16 protein-coding genes and 1 riboswitch are annotated in these 21,873 nt (G+C 42.6%); of the genes, 3 read left to right on the forward strand and 13 right to left on the reverse strand.

Annotated features, from left to right (window positions below):
• Window positions 1–7: 7 nt before the first annotated feature.
• Window positions 8–1,309 carry a peptidylprolyl isomerase SurA gene (surA, locus tag BTO08_RS00140; RefSeq protein WP_105059418.1) on the reverse strand — a complete coding sequence of 434 codons (1,302 nt, stop codon included), beginning with the start codon at window positions 1,307–1,309 and terminating at the stop codon, window positions 8–10.
• Between the two features lie 45 nt (window positions 1,310–1,354).
• Window positions 1,355–3,835: an LPS assembly protein LptD gene (lptD, locus tag BTO08_RS00145; protein ID WP_105059419.1), complete on the reverse strand. Its 2,481-nt coding sequence runs from the start codon at window positions 3,833–3,835 to the stop codon at window positions 1,355–1,357.
• 172 nt (window positions 3,836–4,007) lie between these two features.
• Here lptD and djlA point away from each other — a divergent pair, with 172 nt between their 5' ends.
• Window positions 4,008–4,859: a co-chaperone DjlA gene (gene djlA, locus BTO08_RS00150; RefSeq protein ID WP_105059420.1), complete on the forward strand. Its 852-nt coding sequence runs from the start codon at window positions 4,008–4,010 to the stop codon at window positions 4,857–4,859.
• A 66-nt stretch (window positions 4,860–4,925) separates the two neighbouring features.
• Here the strand turns inward: djlA and BTO08_RS00155 are convergent, their stop codons facing one another.
• From BTO08_RS00155 to rapA, 3 genes are all read right to left on the reverse strand, one after another.
• Window positions 4,926–5,879, reverse strand: a complete 954-nt coding sequence (locus BTO08_RS00155; RefSeq protein ID WP_105059421.1) for a D-2-hydroxyacid dehydrogenase — start codon at window positions 5,877–5,879, stop codon at window positions 4,926–4,928.
• A 140-nt stretch (window positions 5,880–6,019) separates the two neighbouring features.
• A complete protein-coding gene (rluA, locus tag BTO08_RS00160; RefSeq protein ID WP_242446258.1) occupies window positions 6,020–6,712 on the reverse strand; it encodes a bifunctional tRNA pseudouridine(32) synthase/23S rRNA pseudouridine(746) synthase RluA in 693 nt (230 codons plus the stop codon).
• Window positions 6,713–6,873: 161 nt separating this feature from the next.
• Window positions 6,874–9,792, reverse strand: a complete 2,919-nt coding sequence (rapA, locus tag BTO08_RS00165; protein WP_105059423.1) for an RNA polymerase-associated protein RapA — start codon at window positions 9,790–9,792, stop codon at window positions 6,874–6,876.
• Between the two features lie 322 nt (window positions 9,793–10,114).
• On the opposite strand from rapA, the gene BTO08_RS00170 reads away from it, so the two are divergent.
• Window positions 10,115–11,491 (forward strand): PhoH family protein, encoded by a 1,377-nt coding sequence (locus BTO08_RS00170; RefSeq protein ID WP_045083531.1) that lies wholly within the window; start codon window positions 10,115–10,117, stop codon window positions 11,489–11,491.
• A gap of 81 nt (window positions 11,492–11,572) precedes the next feature.
• Here the strand turns inward: BTO08_RS00170 and thiQ are convergent, their stop codons facing one another.
• The 8 genes from thiQ to leuA all read right to left on the reverse strand — a co-directional run bounded on the left by thiQ (window position 11,573) and on the right by leuA (window position 20,855).
• Window positions 11,573–12,307, reverse strand: coding sequence for a thiamine ABC transporter ATP-binding protein (thiQ, locus tag BTO08_RS00175; RefSeq protein ID WP_105059424.1), 735 nt, complete (start codon window positions 12,305–12,307; stop codon window positions 11,573–11,575).
• Complete coding sequence (gene thiP / locus BTO08_RS00180; protein WP_105059425.1) at window positions 12,294–13,904, reverse strand: thiamine/thiamine pyrophosphate ABC transporter permease ThiP; 1,611 nt, start codon at window positions 13,902–13,904, stop codon at window positions 12,294–12,296. The genes thiQ and thiP overlap by 14 nt, the downstream gene beginning before the upstream one ends.
• Window positions 13,905–13,916: 12 nt before the next feature.
• The gene (gene thiB, locus BTO08_RS00185; RefSeq protein WP_198038441.1) at window positions 13,917–14,906 is read right to left on the reverse strand and encodes a thiamine ABC transporter substrate binding subunit; all 990 of its coding nucleotides are present in this window, start codon (window positions 14,904–14,906) and stop codon (window positions 13,917–13,919) included.
• A gap of 113 nt (window positions 14,907–15,019) precedes the next feature.
• Window positions 15,020–15,133, reverse strand: a riboswitch (TPP riboswitch).
• A 27-nt stretch (window positions 15,134–15,160) separates the two neighbouring features.
• Window positions 15,161–15,943 carry a DUF547 domain-containing protein gene (locus BTO08_RS00190; RefSeq protein WP_105059427.1) on the reverse strand — a complete coding sequence of 261 codons (783 nt, stop codon included), beginning with the start codon at window positions 15,941–15,943 and terminating at the stop codon, window positions 15,161–15,163.
• 140 nt (window positions 15,944–16,083) lie between these two features.
• Window positions 16,084–16,686 carry a 3-isopropylmalate dehydratase small subunit gene (leuD, locus tag BTO08_RS00195; RefSeq protein ID WP_005369865.1) on the reverse strand — a complete coding sequence of 201 codons (603 nt, stop codon included), beginning with the start codon at window positions 16,684–16,686 and terminating at the stop codon, window positions 16,084–16,086.
• Window positions 16,687–16,701: 15 nt separating this feature from the next.
• Entirely contained in the window at window positions 16,702–18,144 is a 1,443-nt protein-coding gene (gene leuC / locus BTO08_RS00200; RefSeq protein ID WP_105059428.1) for a 3-isopropylmalate dehydratase large subunit, read from the reverse strand.
• 14 nt (window positions 18,145–18,158) lie between these two features.
• The gene (gene leuB, locus BTO08_RS00205; protein ID WP_105059429.1) at window positions 18,159–19,247 is read right to left on the reverse strand and encodes a 3-isopropylmalate dehydrogenase; all 1,089 of its coding nucleotides are present in this window, start codon (window positions 19,245–19,247) and stop codon (window positions 18,159–18,161) included.
• Window positions 19,248–19,310: 63 nt separating this feature from the next.
• Window positions 19,311–20,855, reverse strand: a complete 1,545-nt coding sequence (leuA, locus tag BTO08_RS00210; RefSeq protein ID WP_105059430.1) for a 2-isopropylmalate synthase — start codon at window positions 20,853–20,855, stop codon at window positions 19,311–19,313.
• A 507-nt stretch (window positions 20,856–21,362) separates the two neighbouring features.
• Between leuA and BTO08_RS00215 the strand changes: the two genes are divergently transcribed.
• Window positions 21,363–21,872, forward strand: a complete 510-nt coding sequence (locus BTO08_RS00215; protein WP_105059431.1) for a phosphatase PAP2 family protein — start codon at window positions 21,363–21,365, stop codon at window positions 21,870–21,872.
• Window position 21,873 lies beyond the last annotated feature (1 nt).

The following is a 21,873-nucleotide window of genomic DNA, read 5'->3' on the forward strand; positions in this document are numbered from 1 at the left end:
TCTTTATTTAGCCATTGTTGGTTGTATTCATTGGTTCAATGTAAGCGCCTGCACGTAGTTCTTGTAACCATGTCTGTGCTTCTTCATTGAATTTACGGTTAAAGATGATTTGTGCAGCACGGTTTTTCATTGCAGCATCCGTACGGTCGACTTTACGACGTCCTTCAACTTCAACAATATGCCAACCAAATGTAGATTTAAACGGTTCACTTATTTTATCGACTGGCAGCGTTTCTACTTTGTCTTTAAATGCCGGTGCATACATATCAGGCACTTGCCAGCCTAGTTGACCACCATTTGCCGCAGAACCTGGATCTTCGCTGTAGGCTTTCGCTGCTGCTGCAAAGGTTTGTTTACCGCTAATAATACTTTGGCGAATTTTCTCAAGCTCAGCTTTTGCTGCGGCATCACTTAGAATCATTGAAGGTTTGATCAAAATATGACGCGCTTTTACCTCAACAACAGAGACGCTTGGCATACCTTTTACATCGTTGATTTTTAAGATGTGATAGCCAACGCCACTACGGAATGGACCAATGATCGCATCTTTTCCGTTATTTTGAATCTGATCTGCAAAGACGGTTGGCATTTCTGCTTTACTCATCCAGCCCCATTCGCCCCCTTTTAGAGCTTTAGGCCCTTTTGAGTAGCGGTAAGCCAGTTGTGAAAAGTTTGCGCCTTTTTTAAGTTGAGCAACAATGTCTTCTGCTTCTTGCTTTGCTTTATCACGTGCTGCTTTATCAGCATCTTCATCAACACGAATTTGAATTTGGCTAATGTTGTATTGCACGTTTTGTTGAGTTTGCTCTGCCATTTGTTTTGCTAAAGACTCTACCTCTTGCGGCAGAACGTTAACACGTTTACGAACGATAATGGTACGCGCTTCAGATGCTAGCATATCGTTACGCATCTGCTCACGGAACATAGAGTAAGAAACTCCTGCTTTAGCAAGGCTTTGACGTAGTTGGTCTACACTCATATTACGTTGTTTAGCAACATCAGCGATCGCTTGATCTAATTGGCTGTCATCAATACGGATCCCTAGCTGTTGAGCTTGTTGAATCTGTAAGTTTTCAAGGATCAATTGATCCATCACTTGCTGACGTAAAATGTTATTAGGCGGTAACTGTTGGTGTTCTTCAGCAGCGTTAAGACGAACCGTTTTTAGCATGGCGCTCACATCGCTTTGTAAGATCACACCATCATTAACAGTCATTACAACTTGGTCAAGTTCCTGAGGTGCTGCCATGCTGGTTGCTGACATACCCATCATCATTAGACTAAGTACAGAATACTTCCACGTTTTCATTTATATTCCATCAGGTTATAAGGCGACACATGTGTCGCCTAAACATTAATTATTAAGAGTGAACGGATCGCCGTAAGACAAAATATTGCCGCCATCATCCGATGATTGACCAAATGAAGGTCCTGCACCTTGTAAACCAAGTAAACTGAATGAGAAGCTGACATTGCTATCGTATTCAGTAAAGTCACTTGAAAGTGGATCTTTAGCGTAACGGTTGTAGCTAAGTCCTATCATCCAACATGCAGATGTGTAGGTGAAGCCTACTTTACTTTCAAGCATCTTGTTAACATTCATGTCTTGGTAGTAATCAGCTTTGACATCAACACTATCGCTAACAGGGAAGCCAATGGATAAACCTAACTGTGAAATACCGTCACGCTTATCTTTCGAGCCTGAAATGACAGGGTTCGGGTTGGTAACGTATTTTGTTAAGTAATCACTTGATACGTAACGGTAACTAGGTTGAACAAATACCCCACCACTACGGTACTCAACGGTCACATTACCTTGCTGAATGTCATTTTCACTTGAGTCATATTGCATTGCTGTTTTTAAGAACAGACTATCATCAAGATTAAATTCTGTTTCAACCGCTGTCGCTGAATAACTTTTTGCTTCTTTGTTATCGGAGCCTTGGTTTAAAGGTTTATCGATATAGAAGATTTGACCCATAGATAGGGTAAATCGTTCCTTAAAATCTTCATCAAAGTAGCGTGTCGATGCGCCGACAGTGAACTGGTTCGCAGGAGCTATATAGTCGTTACCACTGTATGTTTTATCGCTAAATAGACCGTAGTAGTCTTGTTGTAAACGGGTTGAATCATAGCCGCCACCGTTATAATCAAAGGGATTATAAATACCTTCTTGATCAACATTTTTTACATAAAGGTATTGAATTTGTGGCTCTAAGCTTTGGGTATAATGACTTCCTAATATTGAGGTATCACGCTCAAAGTATAAGCTACTGTTGACGCGAAACTCAGGAACAACGCGATTAACACTGTCTTTAAGAGCGTCAAAATCAGCATTTTTATCTAATTCTTTTTTATCTTGGTTGTAATAGGCATAGTTCACTTTTGCCTGAGTCGTAACAGACCACCAAGGTGTCGCGTAGGGAAGTGTTAGTGTCGGTTCAAAAGTTATACGATCAGCGTCGGGCTTGAATATTGAACTATTCTCAAACTTACTGATACTCATTGGCATTTTAAAATCGAGACCGTAGCCGAGATCAGTTTTATAGTAAGTTGATGAAAGTTGTGGCATTAAGCGATACGGTGAACGATTATCTGTTGATGACTCAGCTTCGTCAGGATCTTTTAAAAGCTGAAAATCACGGACCATCAACATCGTATCCCAGTTCGCATTACGGTAAGACACTTCTGCTGTTTGGAGCAGGTTATTATCTTCACGTTCACCAATACTAGAATCTAAGCCACGCTCAAAATATTTATAATCACTGACTCTACTGTAGTCGATATCAACTAACCAGTTTTCATCAATGATCCCACTGTGTGTCCATTGGAAGCCCCAATATTTGCCACTGTTGGGTTTATTGTCTTCCAATTGGTAATCTGCGAAATCGGCCTTTTTATCATGGCCCATGTATTCACCAACAACTTGACCTTCACCCAATTCATTCAGGTAGCGGAATTTAGCCGTTGTTTGTAGACCACGATGGTTCATGTATTTTGGCGTTAATGTTAAGTCGTAGTTTGGTGCAATGTTCCAATAAAATGGCGCTTCGTACTCCATACCATTTCGTGAACCATAGGTTAACGTTGGGTATAAGAAGCCTGTCATACGCTCTTTTGTGACAGGAATGCGTAGCCATGGTAGATAGAATACCGGTACATTAAGTACTTCAAAGCGAGCGTTATACAAATCGGCAAAGGGAGAGTCGCCATCGCGCTCCAAAGAGCCAGCAGCAAAGCGCCAACTTTTATCTCCTGCAGGACAGGTAGTGAAAGTACCATCTTTCATTTTGTAGAACTGAGTACCATCAACATTTTTCTTGTCGATTTGCTCTGCGTCACCGCGCCCTGGCTGACAGGTCATACGATAAACAGCATCATCCATTTGTGAGTCTTTGGTGTTTAGATCACTCTGGAGTTGTTTGCCATCCATTTCTATACCACCATCGTGGTAGTAAACATTGCCTTTTGCTGTAACAATATTTTGTGGTTGTTGCAGTGTTACTGTATCGGCGGCAATCGTACGCGTTCCTTGCTGAACAATAACATCACCAGAATAAACTGCTTGATGCTCATTTTTAGCTTGAGCATTGTCGGCTTCAATGTGGATCGGTGTGTTATTGGTATCTTCTTTACGGTCTTTTGGTGCAATACAAACACCACGTACCATAGCTAAAGGATCGTCATTAACGGCTGTTTTTGTTGTTTGATCTTCTGCTACAGCATGTTTACCGTTGATATCTTTATGTAAAGATGTGGCATCTTCTGCCATTGCCGGTCCATAAAGGGCAAGACCAATCATGGTGGCAAGTAAGCTGTGAGAGGTGAGTGACATCAGATTCAACATTCCTGTATCAGTTTAAGAGCAAGGCGAATAATTGCGCTTTTTACAAGCATTCCCGATAAATGACAGCTATCATAATGCAAATTCGACGCGACGGCATCTTTTCAGCGCATGCTGTTGGGTAAACATTGAAAAAATTTAACAAATTACCAGAGAGTATAGAATGCAGAAGACAGGTATATGGGGAAAAATTATTGGTGCGTTACTTGGCCTCTCCATTGGAAAATTGCCTGGATTGTTGATTGGTTTATTTATTGGTCACCAGTTTGATAAGGCTTATGCTCGTCAGATGAATGGCGGTTTTGCAGGTTTTGGTCAGAACCGAGCCAGCAGTGCAGAGCTGCAAGCAGAGTTTTTCCATGCTTGTTTCGCAGTAATGGGGCATGTCGCAAAAGCGAAAGGGCATGTTACAAAAGAGGAAATTCGTGTTGCAAGTGCGATTATGGATCGAATGGGGTTACAAGGTGAATCTCGACTTCAAGCGCAAAATGCGTTTCGTGAAGGAAAAGAAGATAACTTCCCATTAGAAGAGATGCTAAATCGTGTTCGTAGCCGTGCACGACGTGCTGATTTACTCCAATTTTTCTTAGAATTACAAATTCAAGCAGCATTTGCGGATGGTTCATTACATCCTAAAGAGCGTCAGTTACTGCATATTATTGCGCGATACCTTGGCTTTTCTGAAGCCCAGCTTGAACAACGCTTGCGTATGCAAGAAGCGGCGTTTCGTTTTCAACAAGGTGGTTTCCATCAGCAATATCAACAACAAGGCGGTGGTTTCCAAGCGCCTCCTAGTCGAGATCAATTAGCTGATGCATTTAATGTCTTAGGGGTTGATGAAAGTGCCTCTGCGCAAGATGTGAAACGAGCTTATCGTAAACAGATGAATGAACACCATCCAGATAAACTCGCAGCGAAAGGGTTACCACCAGAAATGATGGAAATTGCGAAGCAAAAAACCCAAGAGCTACAAGCTGCTTATGATTTGATCCGAAAAGAGAAAGGATTCAAATAATCAAAATTCTGCGTTGAAAAGTAATAGAAGCGAGCCTTGAGCTCGCTTTTTTTATTGGTAAGACATTCAAACGAGATTGTGTGGCTTGCCATTACAAAAGCATTCAATATTTTCAATTAGCTGATTTACCAATGCCGTAATCGCGGAATCAGATCCCCATGCAACATGTGGGGTTAGTAATAGATTAGGCAAATGTGCCTGTTGTAATAATGGATTATCATCATTTGGCGGCTCAGAAGTAAAAACATCACAGCCAGCACCCGCAATTTTTTTAGCTAGCAATGCATCGACTAAATCTTGCTCATTCACCAGTCCACCACGTCCAGTATTGATCAAAATAGCGTTAGGTTTCATCTGTGCCAGTTCTGTTTTTGCGATAAGATCTTCAGTGGTATCTGTTAGCGGGCAATGTAAGGTGATGATATCGGCTTGCTGTAATACGTCGTTAAACAACGTATAGCCTTCACGACAGGTGGTGACGTGCTTGTGCTCTGCAAATAGCACCTTCATCCCCAGCGCAGTTGCAAGATTGGCTGTTGCTCCCCCTAAGCTGCCTTTACCGATAATACCGATTGTTGAACCTGCGATATCGCTAATTGGATGAGTGAAAAAGCAGAACTGTTGTTGCTTCTGCCACTCGCCTGCGATGATATCTTGCTGATAGCCAATCAGATTACGTTTTAGTGCAAAGATCATTGCTAGCACGTGTTCAGGGACAGAGCGAGTCGCATAACCTCGAATATTGGAAACCGGAATGTTATGGCGGTGACAATAATCGAGATCGACGTTGTTAGTCCCCGTCGCACCGATAGCAATAAATTTCAGGTTTGGCAGCTGAGATAAAATATCAGCAGTGAGTTGGACTTTGTTAGAAATGGCGATAGTTGCGTGTTGTAGACGTTCAATGACTTGAGATGGCGATGTACGTTGATATTCAACCCATTGATGAGCAGATTGTGGGCGAGGAATATCAATGTGTGCTGGGATAGTAGCACGATCTAAAAATACAATATGTTCCACTGTTAGACTCCATGGAACCTTTGTTCCGCTTGGTGTGAAAAGAAGAATGCTAGTTTAGGTTTTTGCTTGTTAAAACAAAGCTAGCATTCTTTTTTCTCGTGATCTAACTTCCGTGCGATAGTTCTGACTTATCAGTGGTTTTATTTACTAAAAATCGTTTGTGTTGGCGCTTCTGGATAAAACTCACAAGGGGCAAACAAATGCATCGGTTGATCACTTCCTGGATGCGTAAAAGTCAGTTCTGCTGCGTGTAACAGTAAACGAGGAGAGGCTGCCATTGCTTCCTCATTAGCGTAAAACTTATCGCCTAAAATTGGATGACCTAATGCTTGCATGTGAACACGCAATTGGTGAGAACGACCTGTTACGGGCAGTAAACGGACCAGGGTTGTTTTCTCATCACGACTTAAGACTTCGTAATGCGTTACAGAAGGTTTGCCATCGTCAAAACACACTTTCTGGCGTGGACGGTTAGGCCAATCACAGATCAAGGGAAGATCCACGGTTCCTATGTCTTGCTCGATATGTCCCCACACACGGGCGTAATACACTTTTTGTGTTTCTCGCTCGCGAAACTGAGCTTTTAAATGACACTCCGCTTTTTTGTTTAGAGCCAGCACAATTAAGCCTGATGTCCCCATATCTAAACGGTGCACAATTTGTGAGTTAGGGTATTTTTCAAGTACGCGAGCAAATATGCTGTCGTGATGCTCTGGTGCTCGTCCTGGGTTTGAGAGTATGCCAGCAGGCTTATTAACGGCGATGATGTCGCTATCAAGAAAAAGAGTATCCAACCATGGTTCGGTAGGTGGATTGTAGTTCAACACTGGCAATGGTTTCATGATGCGCTCGTAGGATAGGTATGAATAAAAACGGGGCGAATACTAATATGAATAATAGTAAATTGGTATGTTTGGTGATGCGATTAAAGAAAAAAGCCGTGAATATCAGTAATGACATTCACGGCCTTAATTTAGTTATGATGAGTTATTGATCAGTTATGACTTACAACGATCAAGCGCAGTGAATCAAGCTGGATTTGTGCTTTTTCAATGTAGTTAGTTAACTCAATGATTTGGCTTTCAATCAGCTCTAATTCGTCATCACGAATATTTGGATTAACCGCTTTCAGGGCCTGAAGGCGATCAAGCTCAGCGCGCAACGTGTTTTCCATCTCAGCTTGTGCTTGGCTTCTTACGACATCAAGCTCTTTGCTGATCTCGCGCTCTGCGTGCTCAATCAGAGTATGAATATCTTTTTGCACCGAGTTAACGAGCTTACTGCCAAGGTGACGATTGACTGGGCTAAGTTGGCGATTAAAGCCTTCAAATTCAACGTTAGCTGATAGGTTATTACCTTTACCATCAAGCAAAATACGGATCGGTGTTTTTGGTAAGAAACGACCAATACCTGATTGCTTAGGTGCTTGAGCGTCAACCACATAGATAAGCTCAAGTAGCAGTGTACCAACCGGTAGTGCTTTGTTTTTCAACAACGATACTGCCGTTGTACCCACGCCTTCACTTAGAAGTAATTCAATACCGCCTTGGATCATTGGGTGTTCCCAGCTGATGAAGTTGATATCTTCACGAGAAAGTGCAGTATCACGTTCAAAAGTGATGGTACAACCATCGTAAGGAAGCCCCGGGTAGCTTGCCACCATCATGTGCTCTGATGGGGTCACAACAATTGCGTTTTCGCCTTTGTCATCTTGGTTTAAACCAATGGTATCAAACAAGCCCAGTGCGAAAGTCACAAGGTTAGTATCACCATCTTTAGCGCTGATCTTTTCAACCAACTGCTGAGCTTCTTCGCCCCCATTAGAGTGAATTTCTAATAGGCGATCACGACCTTGCTCTAACTTGGTTTTAAGCTCATTGTGCATTTCAGCACTGCGCTGAATAACGGATTCAAGCGCTTCAAGATCGTGTTTATCACTGGCAAGCAAGGTGATCAGATCTTCACATACCGCTTCATAGACAGCACGACCAGTCGGACAAGTTTCCTCAAAGGCATTTAAGCCTTCGTTGAACCAACGCGCTAATAGTGCTTGAGAAGTGCCTTCTAGGTAAGGCACATGAATTTCTATCTCACGCTTTTGACCAATACGATCCAAACGACCAATACGTTGCTCAAGTAAATCAGGATTGCTTGGTAAATCGAACATCACCAATTGGTTTGCAAACTGGAAGTTACGACCTTCTGAACCGATTTCAGAACATAATAGTACCTGAGCGCCATCATCTTCTTGGGCAAAGTAAGCCGCCGCTTTATCACGTTCGATAATCGACATTCCTTCGTGGAACACAGTGGCACGGATACCTTCACGTTCACGTAATGCTTGCTCTAAGGTTAATGCGGTTTGCGCACGAGAACAAATCACCAACACTTTCTCGTTACGGTTGGCTTTTAGCATATCAAGTAGCCAGTTAACACGAGGATCGAAGTTCCACCATGTTGCTGATTCACCTTCAAATTCTTGGTAGATATCTTCCGGGTAAAGTAGCTTGATCGCTTTCTCGTTGACACCCATTTTACCGCCCATCATTGCCGCAACGCGCATGGCTGTGGTGTATTGGGTTGGCATTGTTAACGGGTACATATTTAGGTGACGCTGAGGGAAACCTGTGATTGCTGAGCGGGTATTACGGAACAATACGCGGCCCGTACCGTGGCGATCCATCAGGTTGTTGATCAATTCATGACGCGCGGCTAATGCTTCAGGATCGTCTTGAGCTGAATCTTCGATCACACGTAACATTGGCTCGATATCTTGCTCAGATAACAGCTCGGTTAAGGTGTTTTTCGCATCATCATTCAGTTTTTCACCAGCAAGCAGTTGTGTTACAGCATCAGCAACGGGTTCGTATTGACGCTCTTCTTCAACAAAGGCTTCATAGTCGTAAAAACGATCAGGATCAAGAATACGTAAGCGTGCGAAGTGGCTTTCACGACCTAATTGCTCTGGTGTTGCGGTTAGTAGCAGCACACTTGGCGTTTTTTCTGCTAAGGCTTCAATCACTTGGTACTGACGACTAGGCTTATCTTCACTCCACTCAAGGTGGTGAGCTTCATCGACAACCAATAGGTCCCAATCAGCATCTAGCGCTTGTTCAAAACGACGACGGCTTTTACGTAAAAAGTCTAATGAACACAATACATATTGCGCAGTATCAAATGGGTTAGCGGCATCAGCAAATGCTTCAACACAACGCTCTTCATCAAAGATAGAAAAGTGCAGGTTAAAACGACGCATCATTTCAACTAGCCATTGATGTTGTAGGGTTTCAGGAACCACGATCAGAATACGTTCAGCACGGCCTGATAGAACCTGCTGGTGGATGATCATACCGGCTTCAATGGTTTTACCTAAACCGACTTCATCGGCAAGTAGAACACGTGGCGCATAGCGACGACCGACTTCGTGAGCAATATATAACTGGTGTGGGATCAAACCTGCACGCATACCGCACAAACCACGTAATGGGCTTTTTAGTTGCTCGTATTGGTTTTTCAGCGCGCGGTAACGCAGTGCAAAACGATCCATGCGATCAATTTGACCGGCAAACAATTTATCTTGCGGTTTATTGAAACGAATTTGGTGACTTAAGAAAAGTTCACGTAGTGCGACATTTTCTTCTTCTGTGTCGGTGCGCGTACCTACGTAGGTGATCACGCCTTTATCTTCGTTGATCGCTTCTACCTTTAGTGACCAACCCTCATGGCTTTCAATCACATCACCAACGTTAAACATGACACGGGTAACAGGGGCATCATTACGTGCATATAGGCGATTTTCTTCTGATGCGGGGAACATCAAGGTAACCGTTCTTGGTTCAAGAGCGACAACGGTACCTAGACCTAAATCACTTTCTGTATCACTGATCCAACGTTGACCCAAAGCAAATGGCATAGTGGTAGAAACCTTCTAATTATTTGATATCAAAGAGACTGCAATAAGCTGTGCAAAGTGTTAATAAGCTACACTGAAGATAAGTGTACGCTAGAATTTAAAATTTGTGCATAGCTCAAAAAGGGGACTCATGTTACTGCATGATGTGATTAAGGTCACGGTGAAAGTGATGAAAATCGGTCACAGTAAAATCATAATAAAACTTTCATCTACCGAGGGCTTAATAGGAAAGACGTCATAATTAAACCAGATGGGTAATTTTGACGTAAGCTAATAGAGTGATAGCTTAATTATCGCTGTCCAGACTACCAAGGAGGTGCCTATGGACGACGCCGAACGGAAACTGTTTGTACTTGATACAAATATTCTGCTTCATGAACCTCTGGCGTTCTTTTCTTTTCAGGAACACGACGTGGTTATTCCCATGACGGTTCTGGAAGAATTGGACAGAATTAAAGACAGTAAGCGTGATGTTTCTCGTGATGCGCGAGTCGCGATACGTGCGCTTGAAGATATATTCCACGACGCACCACCAGAGCAAATTTCGGCTGGTATTCCTTTCAACGACAAAGTGGCTCATAGCGGTACTATTGCTATTTTTGCTGACTATGAAGTAAAACAAACCGTCCATGCCTTTAGTGATAAGGCGGGTGACAATCGTATTCTTAATAGCGTTCTCTTTCTGCAACAAAAACATGCACCACGCTCTGTGGTATTAGTGACTAAGGACATTAACATGCGACTGCGTGCCAAAGGTGCAGGCGTCTTGTATGTTGATGACTATCGTACCGATCAGTTGATTGATGATGTCGCATTATTAACCAAAGGCTTTCATCGCTATCACGGCGATTTTTGGGAAAATGTTGCTGAGTGCCAGTCGGAAAATAGAGGTCGTTCAACCTTACATACCTTACCTAAAAACTTATTTGAAACTCCCTTTGTTAATCAGTATTTACTGGATGAAGGCAATGATTTTGCCGCTAGAATTCAAAGTATTGATGATGAAAGTGTCACCATTAAAGACATTAGCCAAGAGCGACTAATGCATCGACAAGCTTGGGGCGTTAATCCTAAAAATATTTATCAAGGGATGGCGCTTGATGCAATGCTTGATCCTCGGATTGATTTAGTGATCTTAACGGGTCCTGCTGGTTGTGGTAAAACCATTTTAGCGATGGCTGCAGCACTTGAGCAGGTCATTGAAAAAGGGATGTATGACAAAATTATTGTCACTCGTAATACGCCCGAAATAGCCGAATCAATTGGTTTCCTACCGGGTACCGAAGAAGAAAAAATGATGCCATGGCTGGCAGCGGTTACCGATACTATGGAAGCACTTCATAAGCATGATGTTTGTACTGATGGCTCAATGAAGTACATTTTTGATAAAGCCAATATTCAATTTAAATCGATTAACTTTATGCGTGGGCGTTCTATTCAAAATGCCTTTGTTTTACTCGATGAATGTCAAAACTTAACAGCGTCACAAATTAAAACCATTATTACCCGATGTGGTGAAGGAACAAAAATTGTGTGTTCGGGTAACCTTGCTCAAATTGATTCCAACTATCTATCCCCAGTGACCTCGGGATTAACCTATATTGTTGAGCGCTTTAAAAACTTTGAAGGTAGCGCCAATATTTATCTCAATGGGGTGGTTCGAAGCCGTCTAGCGGAATTTGCCGAAGAAAATCTTTAATCACTAGCAAGAAGAATAAGAAAAGCGAGCACATAGGGTGCTCGCTTTTTTGTTTATATTGTTACTTATTGCATTCTGCGGTTATGTTTCTTGTAGGGTTAAACCGAGATAGTTTTTAAGCTCAGGTAATACGGGATTAGACAAAACATCACGGGTTTCTCCTACCGCTTTGATAGTGCCTTCATTAATAAAAATACATTTATTGGCAATCTTTTCGGCATCTTCAGGGCTATGAGTTATCATCAATACCGTCATATTACGCGTTGTGGCTAATTGCTTAACGAGGTTTAGCATCTCCGCACGCAGTGCAGGATCAAGGGCCGAAAATGGCTCATCAAGCAGTAGCAAAGGGCGCTCTCGTAATAAACATCGCGCTAATGCTACTCGCTGACGTTGCCCGCCAGAAAGTTGCTCAGGTAAACGCTCAAGATAGGTATCAATCCCCACTTTTTTCGCTGAATTAATTACTCGCTGTTTTTGCTCTGCGGTAAGTTTAAGGTTTGGGTTGATACCTAACGCAATATTTTCAAATACACTGAGGTGAGGAAATAAGTTGTGCTCTTGAAATAACATCGAAAGTGGACGCTGTGCAGGCTCTAGCTGACAGATAGATTTGCTATTAATGGTGATCTCACCGCTATCAGGGACGAGAAAGCCAGCAATGAGTGCTAATAAGGTACTTTTACCCGCGCCACTTGGGCCAATGAGTGCGGCAATATCTCCCTGCTCAAGTTGAACATCAAAGCTCAACGCCATCGCAACCTCATTTTTGTGTTGAGGTAAGTAGGTATAGTTGAGTTGATTAATGTTTAGCATGATTAACCCCTTGGCGATGGCGAGTAACAACAAGATACTCGACGGCACTAAATAAACCTAAGCTGAGTAACAGTAAAACTAATGCAGCAACAGCAGCGGCATCCATTCGGTAACTGCCCATGAGTTCAAATAAATACAGTGGCAGCGTTTGAAAGTCTTGACTGCCAAATAATGCAATCGCACCTAAATCCCCCAGTGATAAGACAAAGCTAATAGCGAGAGCTTGGGCAATAGGGGCACGTAATGCACGCCACTCAACCAAACGTAATCGCGATAGATGCGTCATCCCTAAACTGCGACATAACGGATTATATTGCTGCGCGAGGTGGAGCATTGGTTGACTTAATGTTTTGATTACATAGGGCAATGCCATTAGGGCATTAACACAGACCACAACCCAAAACGCAGCACTGTAAGCATCGGTATATTGGCGCAGTAAAAGAAAAATACCAGTACTTAACACTAACCCAGGTGTCACTAAAATAACTGTGCCGATCATTTCAATCCCGTCAGCAGCCAGTTTTTTACGTGCTAAGCGTAAGCTACGACTCGTGATGAGGATCATGACGCCAAGACAAAATGCTAATAAGCAGGAAAATAGTGCGATATGGAGTGAGTTAGTGATTGCTGACCATAACTGCTTTTGTTCTAAGATAGTAAATAATTGCTGGTTAATACCCGATACAAAGACGGCAATGATCGGTGGTATAACAAACACTAACGCACTGATGATCCAGAATACATCCCAACATTTAGCGCGCCATGTATCGTTATAATTCACTACCTTTCTGCTGATAGAGCCGTTTAGGGTAGAAAGCGGTTTAGCAAAACGTTGGGTAAAAAGTACTAATGAGCAGCAAAGTAGCATTTGCCATAAGGCTAAAATCGCACCTGTCGCTAAATCAAAGTCATAACGCAACGCTTGATAAATGGCGAGCTCGATAGTGGTTGATTTAGGGCCACCGCCAAGCGACATGATCACGGCAAAGCTGGTAAAGCACAACATAAAGACTAAACCCGCGATATGCGGCAGTTGTTGGCGTAGTCGAGGCCATGCAATTAAGCGAAATTTACTCCAGCCAGTAATACCTAAATGCGCCGCAAGCTGATGTTGCTCTGCGGGGATACCGTCTAGGCTTTGCAGTAGAAAACGAACGGTCAGTGGCAGGTTTAAAAATACGTGCGCCAGTAAGATCCCGCTTAAACCGTAAATGTTTAATGGCGGTAAGCCTAGTATTTCTAGGTTATGACTGATCAATCCACTTTTGCCATAAATCGATAATAAACCAAAAACAGCAACCAAGACGGGCATCACGAGCGTCATCGCAAATAAACGTAATAGCAGAGCTTTTCCTACAAACTGCCGTCGTGAGAGTGCATAAGCAATGGGAATCGCTGGGATGATGCTAAATAGAGTCGACAAGATGGCTTGGTAGAAGCTAAATCCTGTTACATGTCGCAGATAAGGATCATGCCATAGTGTTGATAGTTGCCAGTCGTTAGCTTGGCTGATCAAGGCGGTGGGCGCGGCAACAACAACAAAAGTGATCAGCCCGGCACTGATAATGCCGGGCAATAAGGTAATGCGTTTGTTCAAAGTCTTAAACCATTACTGAGTGAGGGCTTGCTGCCACTCTCGGATCCAGGCTTTGCGATGTGTTGCCACTTCGTCGGCACTAAATTCAAGTGCTTTGCTTGGTACGGTGAGTTCATCAAAACCTTTCGGTAGGCTTTGCTTTGTTATTGGATACATCCAGTTGTGAGTAGCGATTTGTGACTGAAAAGCATCACTTACAATAAATTGCATAAATTGATCGGCAAGCTTTGGATGTGGGCTATTTTTCATTTTTGCTGCCACTTCAACTTGCATGTAATGGCCTTCTTTGAAGTTAGCCGCTTTGTACTGGTGTTTGTCTTCAGCAATGATGTGATAGGCCGGTGATGTGGTGTAAGAAAGCACCATATCTGATTCGCCTTTTAAGAACATGTTATAGGCTTCAGACCAGCCCTTAGTGACGGTCACTGTGTGTTTCGCTAGTTGCTGCCACATTTCAGGGGCTTTATCACCGTAGACCGATTTGATCCATAACATTAGACCTTGGCCTGGGGTTGAAGTACGAGGATCTTGGTAGATAACGCTGATATTTTGATCTTTGATCAGAGCATCTAAACTCGCAGGTGGGTTCTTCAGTTTATCGCTGTCATACACAAAGGCAAAATAGCCGTAATCATAAGGGATGAAAGTATCATCACTCCAACCTTTAGGAAGCGTTAGCTTACTGGTATCAACATCACTTTTTGCTAATAGGCCGGTATTTTTCGCTTCTGTCATTAGGTTGTTATCTAGCCCTAACAACACATCTGCTTTACTGTTTTTCCCTTCTAGACGAACGCGATTTAAAATCGATACGCCATCTTCTAAAGAAACAAAATTGACTGTACAACCATTACATTGTTTTTCAAACGCTTTCTTTACTACAGGACCTGGACCCCAGTCGGAAGCAAAGGAACTGTAGGTATAAACATTAAGAGTATTGTCTGAGGCGAAAGCTGAGCTTGCAACCAATGACAGAGAGATTAGGGGAAGAAGAGTGTTTATTTTTTTCACTATGCGCTCCGAGATGTCCTGCATCCTTGGGACAAAAATTGAAAGAGAGAGCGGCACAGGTTTGAGTGCTGTTGCATCATGCAATGTTCAGCGAGCTCGAAAGAATGTTCGAGCATCTCAATTCCTACGCCAGCATTACCTGGTTCAGGTTCAATGGGTTCTGCTATAAAGCATGTATGCTTAACAATCTCAGCCAAATGGCTCCCCAATGAGAACAAACTATTGTACCTGCAACCGTATCGAAGTTATAGCTTCTGATTAAGTTGCCAATTATAGGTATAACGGATCTGAGTTAATTGCACGTTAGCCGTAACACGATAATGATTAAGGTGTTGTTGCAACTCAGTTAACGATCCAAAATCAGTTTGATACCAATCATAGATAGATGACAGCGTGATGCCATTTTTTGTTACTTTTACTGCTTTTTCACTATTAATAAAGCGTGTGGCAGCTTGATCTAACTGGGAGTCTAATCGATCGCTATTAAATGCTTTAGGCAGTAAATCAGGACAACCGAGGCTGGCACAGTTGACCGCGTAGTGGATCCTAGGATCTTGCCAGATAGGGCGTAAGATCCGATGTTCAATATCGTTTAAAGTTAGCTTTTTATTATTAATGGTAATAATGGTTTGATCCCATGGTCCAAAGCTAAATAAACCTCCCAGTTTAGTAATTGATTTTACAGGGTAATTATCAATAATTAGTTGAACGCTTAGGGCGTTATATAAATTAACCCAATAGGCAAATTGAACATCACGATTATAACGGTGAGGGTTTTGGGCACTGAGCCGCTTAATATAAGATGCTAGCTTTTGTTTATCAGCACTTGATACTTGGTTATAACGAAATAAGGTTTGATTCGGTTGAATGACAAGATATTTATCGAGTAGTTGCTGCCAATCTTGATGACTGATCTTGTTTGTGTTTTTAGGATCATGAGGTTGCCAATATGACCAGAGTTCGGATTTTGGCGCAGCAAAGATCGGAAGAGTGAATAACAGCAGCCAAATAGCAATAACAATACGCATATTCTTCCTATTAATATAATAAGTAACAATATTGATTAAGACCGTAATAAGTATTGGCTAATTTCATTATCTTTTTGATATTTTAAATAAAAACGCCCTGTTTATATTAAACAGGGCGTCCAATTTCAGATAATGTACGATTACGCTAAGAAGCTAGGAATACGGTTTTCAAAGTCTGTAATTTTATCTTCGTGTTGTAGTGTCAAACCGATATTGTCTAAACCATTTAATAGGCAGTGACGACGGAATTCATCAATTTCAAAGGTGTACTCTTTACCATCCGCACTGACGATCATTTTTTCAAGATCAACCGTGATCTGTGCGCCTTCATTTTCATCGACATACTTAAATAAAGTGTCGACGTCTTGCTCAGATAGACGTACTGGCACCATTTGGTTATTGATCGAGTTACCATAGAAAATATCGGCAAAGCTTGGCGCAATCATAACTTGGATACCGTAATCAGCAAGCGCCCACGGTGCATGTTCACGAGAAGAGCCACAACCAAAGTTTTCACGCGCCAGTAAGATACTCGCGCCTTGGTAGCGAGGGGCGTTCATAATAAAGTCAGGGTTTGCCTGCTCGCCTGCATCATCTAGAAAACGCCAATCATGGAAAAGGTGCTTACCAAATCCAGTTCGGGTTACTTTCTGCAAAAACTGTTTTGGAATAATCGCATCGGTATCAATATTTGCCGTATCTAGCGGTACAACTAAACCTGTGTGTTGTTTAAAACCTGTCATGTTCAAATCCTTTTGTTACACCGATGCGGCATCTAGTTGGCGAATATCAACAAAATGTCCGGCACATGCCGCTGCTGCTGCCATGGCTGGGCTAACTAGATGAGTACGCCCATCACGACCTTGGCGGCCTTCAAAGTTACGGTTACTGGTTGACGCACAACGCTCACCGGGACCTAAGCGATCGTTATTCATTGCCAGACACATTGAACAACCGGGTAGTCGCCATTCAAAGCCTGCTTCAATAAAAATCTTATCAAGCCCTTCTTTTTCAGCTTGTGCTTTCACTTGCTCTGAGCCTGGAACGACTAAAGCTTGTACGTTAGCGGCAACTTTACGCCCTTTAGCAATGGCTGCTGCTGCGCGCATGTCTTCAATACGTGAGTTAGTGCATGAACCAATAAAGACTTTATCAACAGTAAAATCAGACAGGGCTTTGCCAGCTTCTAGTCCCATGTAAGCTAATGCTTTTTCTGCAGAGGCTTTTTCAACGGGATCGTTAAAGCTTTCAGGGGCAGGGATTGGCTCATCAACGGCAATTACTTGCCCCGGGTTTGTTCCCCATGTCACTTGCGGCTTTATGTCTTTAGCATCGAGCGTTACAACGGCATCAAACTCGGCGTTCGGATCGGATTTCAATGATGTCCAGTATTCTACTGCGGCATCAAAGTCTGCGCCTTTCGGGGCAAATTCACGATCTTTAATATAATCAAAGGTCGTTTGATCCGGTGCAATTAAACCTGCTTTAGCGCCTAGTTCAATCGCCATATTACAAACGGTCATACGACCTTCCATCGTAAGATCAGTGATTGCTTCGCCACAGAACTCAACCACATAGCCAGTACCGCCAGCTGCGGTTGTCTTACCTATGATGGCAAGGACGATGTCTTTTGCTGTAATGCCTTCAGCTACTTTACCTTTAACTTCAATCTTCATGGTTTTCGCACGAGATTGTTTTAAGGTTTGAGTGGCTAAGACATGTTCTACTTCCGAGGTACCAATACCGAAGGCTAGTGCACCAAAGGCACCGTGAGTCGCGGTATGTGAGTCACCACAAACAATGGTCATACCCGGCAGAGTAATCCCCAGCTCAGGCCCCATGACGTGTACAATACCTTGATATTTATGATTTAAATCATACAGGGTGACACCAAACTCTTCACAGTTTTTTGCCAGTGCTTCCATTTGAATACGTGCCATTTCACCCGATGCATTGATATCTTTAGTTTGGGTAGAAACGTTGTGATCCATCGTGGCGAATGTTTTTGATACTTGACGCACTTTACGACCTTTTTCACGCAAGCCGTCAAAAGCTTGCGGGGATGTCACTTCATGTACAAGGTGACGGTCGATATATAGGATCGGATTTTCCCCTTCTGCTGCAACGGCAACATGGGAATCGTAAACTTTTTCATAAAGCGTTTTAGGTGAAGCTGAAGCGTTATTATTAGTGTTCGACATTGCTCAATGCTCCCTTATGCTTGTTGAATGTAGGCTGCGATCTTATCGCCCATTTCACTGGTGGTTAGTGCAGGCTTATCACTCGCAAGATCGGCAGTTAACTCACCAGCTTCTAGCGCTTGTGATACTGCTTGCTCAATAGCACGCGCTGCTGTTTCTTCACCTAGGCTGTAACGAAGCATCAGTGCAGCTGATAGGATCTGCGCGACTGGATTTGCTATGTTTTTACCTGCAATATCAGGTGCTGAACCGCCAGCAGGTTCGTACATACCAAACTTATCTTGGTTAAGGCTAGCAGAAGGCAACATACCCATAGAGCCTGTGATCATTGCACACTCATCAGAGATGATATCGCCGAAGATATTTGAACATAGCATGACATCAAATTGAGAAGGATCTTTGATAAGCTGCATGGTCGCGTTATCAATATACATGTGAGTTAACGTCACATCAGGGTAATCTTTCGCGATTTCTTCCACGACTTCACGCCATAAAATAGAGCTCTGTAGGACGTTAGCTTTATCAATAGAGCAGACTTTTTTGCTGCGTAAGCGAGCTGATTCAAACGCAATTTTTGCAATACGTTCAATTTCATAGCGGTAGTAGACTTCGGTATCGAATGCTTTTTCTTGTGCGCCTTCACCTTCGCGGCCCTTTGGCTGACCAAAGTAAATACCGCCAGTGAGCTCACGCACAACTGCAATATCAAAACCACGTTCTGAAATATCAGCGCGTAGTGGAGAGAACTTCTCTAAGCCACGGTGAATTTGAGCTGGGCGTAGATTACAAAATAATTGAAAGTGTTTACGTAGTGGCAGAAGAGCACCACGCTCAGGTTGATCGTTAGGCGCTAGATGTTCCCACTTAGGGCCACCAACAGAGCCAAATAATACGGCATCGGATTGTTCACAGCCTTTTAGAGTGGCATCAGGTAGTGGGCAGCCATGATTATCGATAGCAATACCGCCCACATCATATTCTGTACGCTTAAAGGTTAGATTAAATTTAGCCTCAATTGCATTTAGCACTTTATGTGCCTGTTGCATCACTTCTGGACCAATCCCGTCACCGGGTAAAACTGCAATATTGTAAGAACCAGCCATGGTATCTTGCTCTCCATAATTGTTTAAAAGTATAAATTCGTGAGTCGCTGCAAGCGTTATCAACTAGTGAGTTGCTGAGCGTTGCTTAATTTCTTCAATTTGATCTGCACGGTGAATGCTATTGATAACGTGCAGTAACGCTTGACCAGACGCTTCTACAATATCGGTTGCTAAACCCGTTCCGTGGTATTTTCTGCCTTTATAATTAGCGATGATATCTGCTTGTCCTAAGCCGTCTTCGCCTTCACCTTTTGCGGTTAAATCAAATTTATCCAGTACAATGTCATAACCTGTTAGGCGGTAAATACACTGGTATAACGCATCGACAGGACCGTTACCGACTGCCGCTTCACATTTTTCTTCGTCACCACACAATAGCTTGATACTGGTCGTTGCCATCACACTACCCGATTGAACACTTAGGTAGTTCAGTTTGAAGTAGTCATCTTCATCACGAAGATTAGAAAAATGCATCAGCGCTTCTAAGTCATAATCAAATACTTGGCCTTTACGATCTGCCAGTTTTAAGAAATCAGCATACAGTTTGTCTAGGCTATATTCGTTTTCGGTGTAGCCCAATGCATCCATGTGACTTTTAACTGCCGCACGACCAGAGCGACTGGTTAGATTTAGTGCTTGGTTTTTAAGGCCAATCGATTCAGGCGTCATGATCTCATAGGTGTTTTTATTTTTTAGCATACCATCTTGGTGAATACCCGATGAGTGACTAAAGGCATTGGCACCAACAATCGCTTTATTGGCTTGAATTGGCATATTACACAACTGGCTAACCATTTTACTGGTGCGGTGAATTTCATTGTGTTTGATATTGGTGGTAACACCCAGTAACTCCTGACGAGTTTTGATGATCATCGCAATTTCTTCTAGTGAGCAGTTACCTGCACGCTCACCTAGACCATTAATGGTTCCTTCTACTTGACGAGCACCTGCTTGAACGGCTGCCATTGAGTTGGCAACAGACATACCTAAATCATCGTGACAGTGGACAGAAATAACAGCTTTATCGATATTTGGAACGCGGTTAAATAGTTGAGTAATAATGCCGCCAAATTCGCTCGGTAGGGTGTAGCCCACGGTATCAGGGATGTTAATGGTGTTAGCGCCCGCATCGATAGCGGCTTCTACCATGCGGCATAGATTATCAATCGGTGTACGGCCCGCATCTTCACATGAAAACTCAACATCATCAGTATAATTACGCGCGCGCTTTACAGCCGCGACCCCCATATCAATGACATCATCATAGCTACGACGTAGCTTGTCTTGTACGTGAACGGTTGAGGTTGAGATAAAGGTGTGAATGCGGAAAGCTTCTGCGACTTTCAATGACTCTGCCGCTACATCAATATCTTTTGCTACCGCTCGGGATAGAGCACAAATACGACTGTTTTTGATGTGTTTCGCGATGGTTTGTACTGACTCAAAATCGCCAGGGGATGAAACAGGAAAGCCTGCTTCAATCACATCAACGCCTAAACGCTCTAATGCGTATGCGATCTGTAGTTTTTCTTTTACGGTAAGGCTTGCCGATAACGCTTGTTCACCGTCACGTAGCGTAGTATCGAAAATAATGACCTGATCTTTCATTGCTACTTCCTTTTAATCTATTACCGTTACAGGTTAGTTCGCATTCACTTGCGCTAGTCGATATATGAAAAAACCCGCGCAAGTTGCGCGGGTTTTAAAATCTTTAGTGGCGTTTCCCACTCAAAAGCAACCCGCGCGATTTAAGTCACGATAAGGAGGAGGCTAAGGAGTAAAGAGAAACGTTTTTTCATTTTATACACACTTATATAAAGTTGATTAACAAATGAATACCAAATAGACAGGTCAAAGGTCAACCAATAATTATGTTTATTTTACAATTATGATGCTAACTAATTGATTTTTAATTGCTGCGATATATTTCCCCATAAATATGGGAAAACACAGAGAAGGTTGGGCAATAACATTTCATGATAAATAGTTGTCAAATCATTAACAATTTACGTAATTCTCTTTTCTTCTAGATTGTCATTGACTCTCCTTTGAAGTTTCACCTTGTTGTCACAAGTCCTTTTTATTCTAGTGACAGTTATAAAAAGGAGAACAATGATGACATTACTTACCCCCATTCAGCGTTTTGATTATGCGTTTTCAACGCTATGTCTCTGTCATCGATTTAATATTCCGCTGGCTAAAATTAGCCGTATTGTTTCACGAACCGGTGATGGCCACTTATATGCAATGATTGGCTTTCTCGTATGGTGGGGTGATCAACAACAGGGTGGTGACTTCATTTTCTATGGTTTGTTGATGTTTTTGATTGAACTCCCATTGTATTGGTTGCTCAAAAACAGCTTTAAACGCAGTCGTCCGGTTAGTTTACCTTCCTTTATAAAACCTTCAGATCGCTATAGCTTGCCATCAGGTCATACTGCGGCGGCCTTTATGATGGCAGCCTTAATTTCAAGTTTTTATCCTTCATGTAGTGAAATGGTATGGCTATGGGCAAGCTGTATTGGTTTCTCCCGTGTATTACTGGGGGTGCATTATCTTAGCGATATTGTTGCTGGCGCATTATTAGGCTTTGCTTGTTTTGAATTAGCCGGTTTTATCTTATAAG

The sequence above is a fragment of the Photobacterium angustum genome, from assembly GCF_002954615.1.
Classification (GTDB): Bacteria; Pseudomonadota; Gammaproteobacteria; order Enterobacterales; family Vibrionaceae; genus Photobacterium; species Photobacterium angustum_A.

Excerpts from the sequence above, each read along its gene's own strand:
- BTO08_RS00190 (WP_105059427.1), bottom strand. The coding sequence starts at position 15,943 with ATGCGTATTGTTATTGCTATTTGGCTGCTGTTATTCACTCTTCCGATC.
- lptD (WP_105059419.1), bottom strand. The coding sequence starts at position 3,835 with ATGTCACTCACCTCTCACAGCTTACTTGCCACCATGATTGGTCTTGCC.
- BTO08_RS00215 (WP_105059431.1), top strand. The coding sequence starts at position 21,363 with ATGACATTACTTACCCCCATTCAGCGTTTTGATTATGCGTTTTCAACG.
- thiQ (WP_105059424.1), bottom strand. The coding sequence starts at position 12,307 with ATGCTAAACATTAATCAACTCAACTATACCTACTTACCTCAACACAAA.
- djlA (WP_105059420.1), top strand. The coding sequence starts at position 4,008 with ATGCAGAAGACAGGTATATGGGGAAAAATTATTGGTGCGTTACTTGGC.
- BTO08_RS00170 (WP_045083531.1), top strand. The coding sequence starts at position 10,115 with ATGGACGACGCCGAACGGAAACTGTTTGTACTTGATACAAATATTCTG.
- leuA (WP_105059430.1), bottom strand. The coding sequence starts at position 20,855 with ATGAAAGATCAGGTCATTATTTTCGATACTACGCTACGTGACGGTGAA.
- surA (WP_105059418.1), bottom strand. The coding sequence starts at position 1,309 with ATGAAAACGTGGAAGTATTCTGTACTTAGTCTAATGATGATGGGTATG.
- leuD (WP_005369865.1), bottom strand. The coding sequence starts at position 16,686 with ATGACAGGTTTTAAACAACACACAGGTTTAGTTGTACCGCTAGATACG.
- leuC (WP_105059428.1), bottom strand. The coding sequence starts at position 18,144 with ATGTCGAACACTAATAATAACGCTTCAGCTTCACCTAAAACGCTTTAT.
- leuB (WP_105059429.1), bottom strand. The coding sequence starts at position 19,247 with ATGGCTGGTTCTTACAATATTGCAGTTTTACCCGGTGACGGGATTGGT.
- rapA (WP_105059423.1), bottom strand. The coding sequence starts at position 9,792 with ATGCCATTTGCTTTGGGTCAACGTTGGATCAGTGATACAGAAAGTGAT.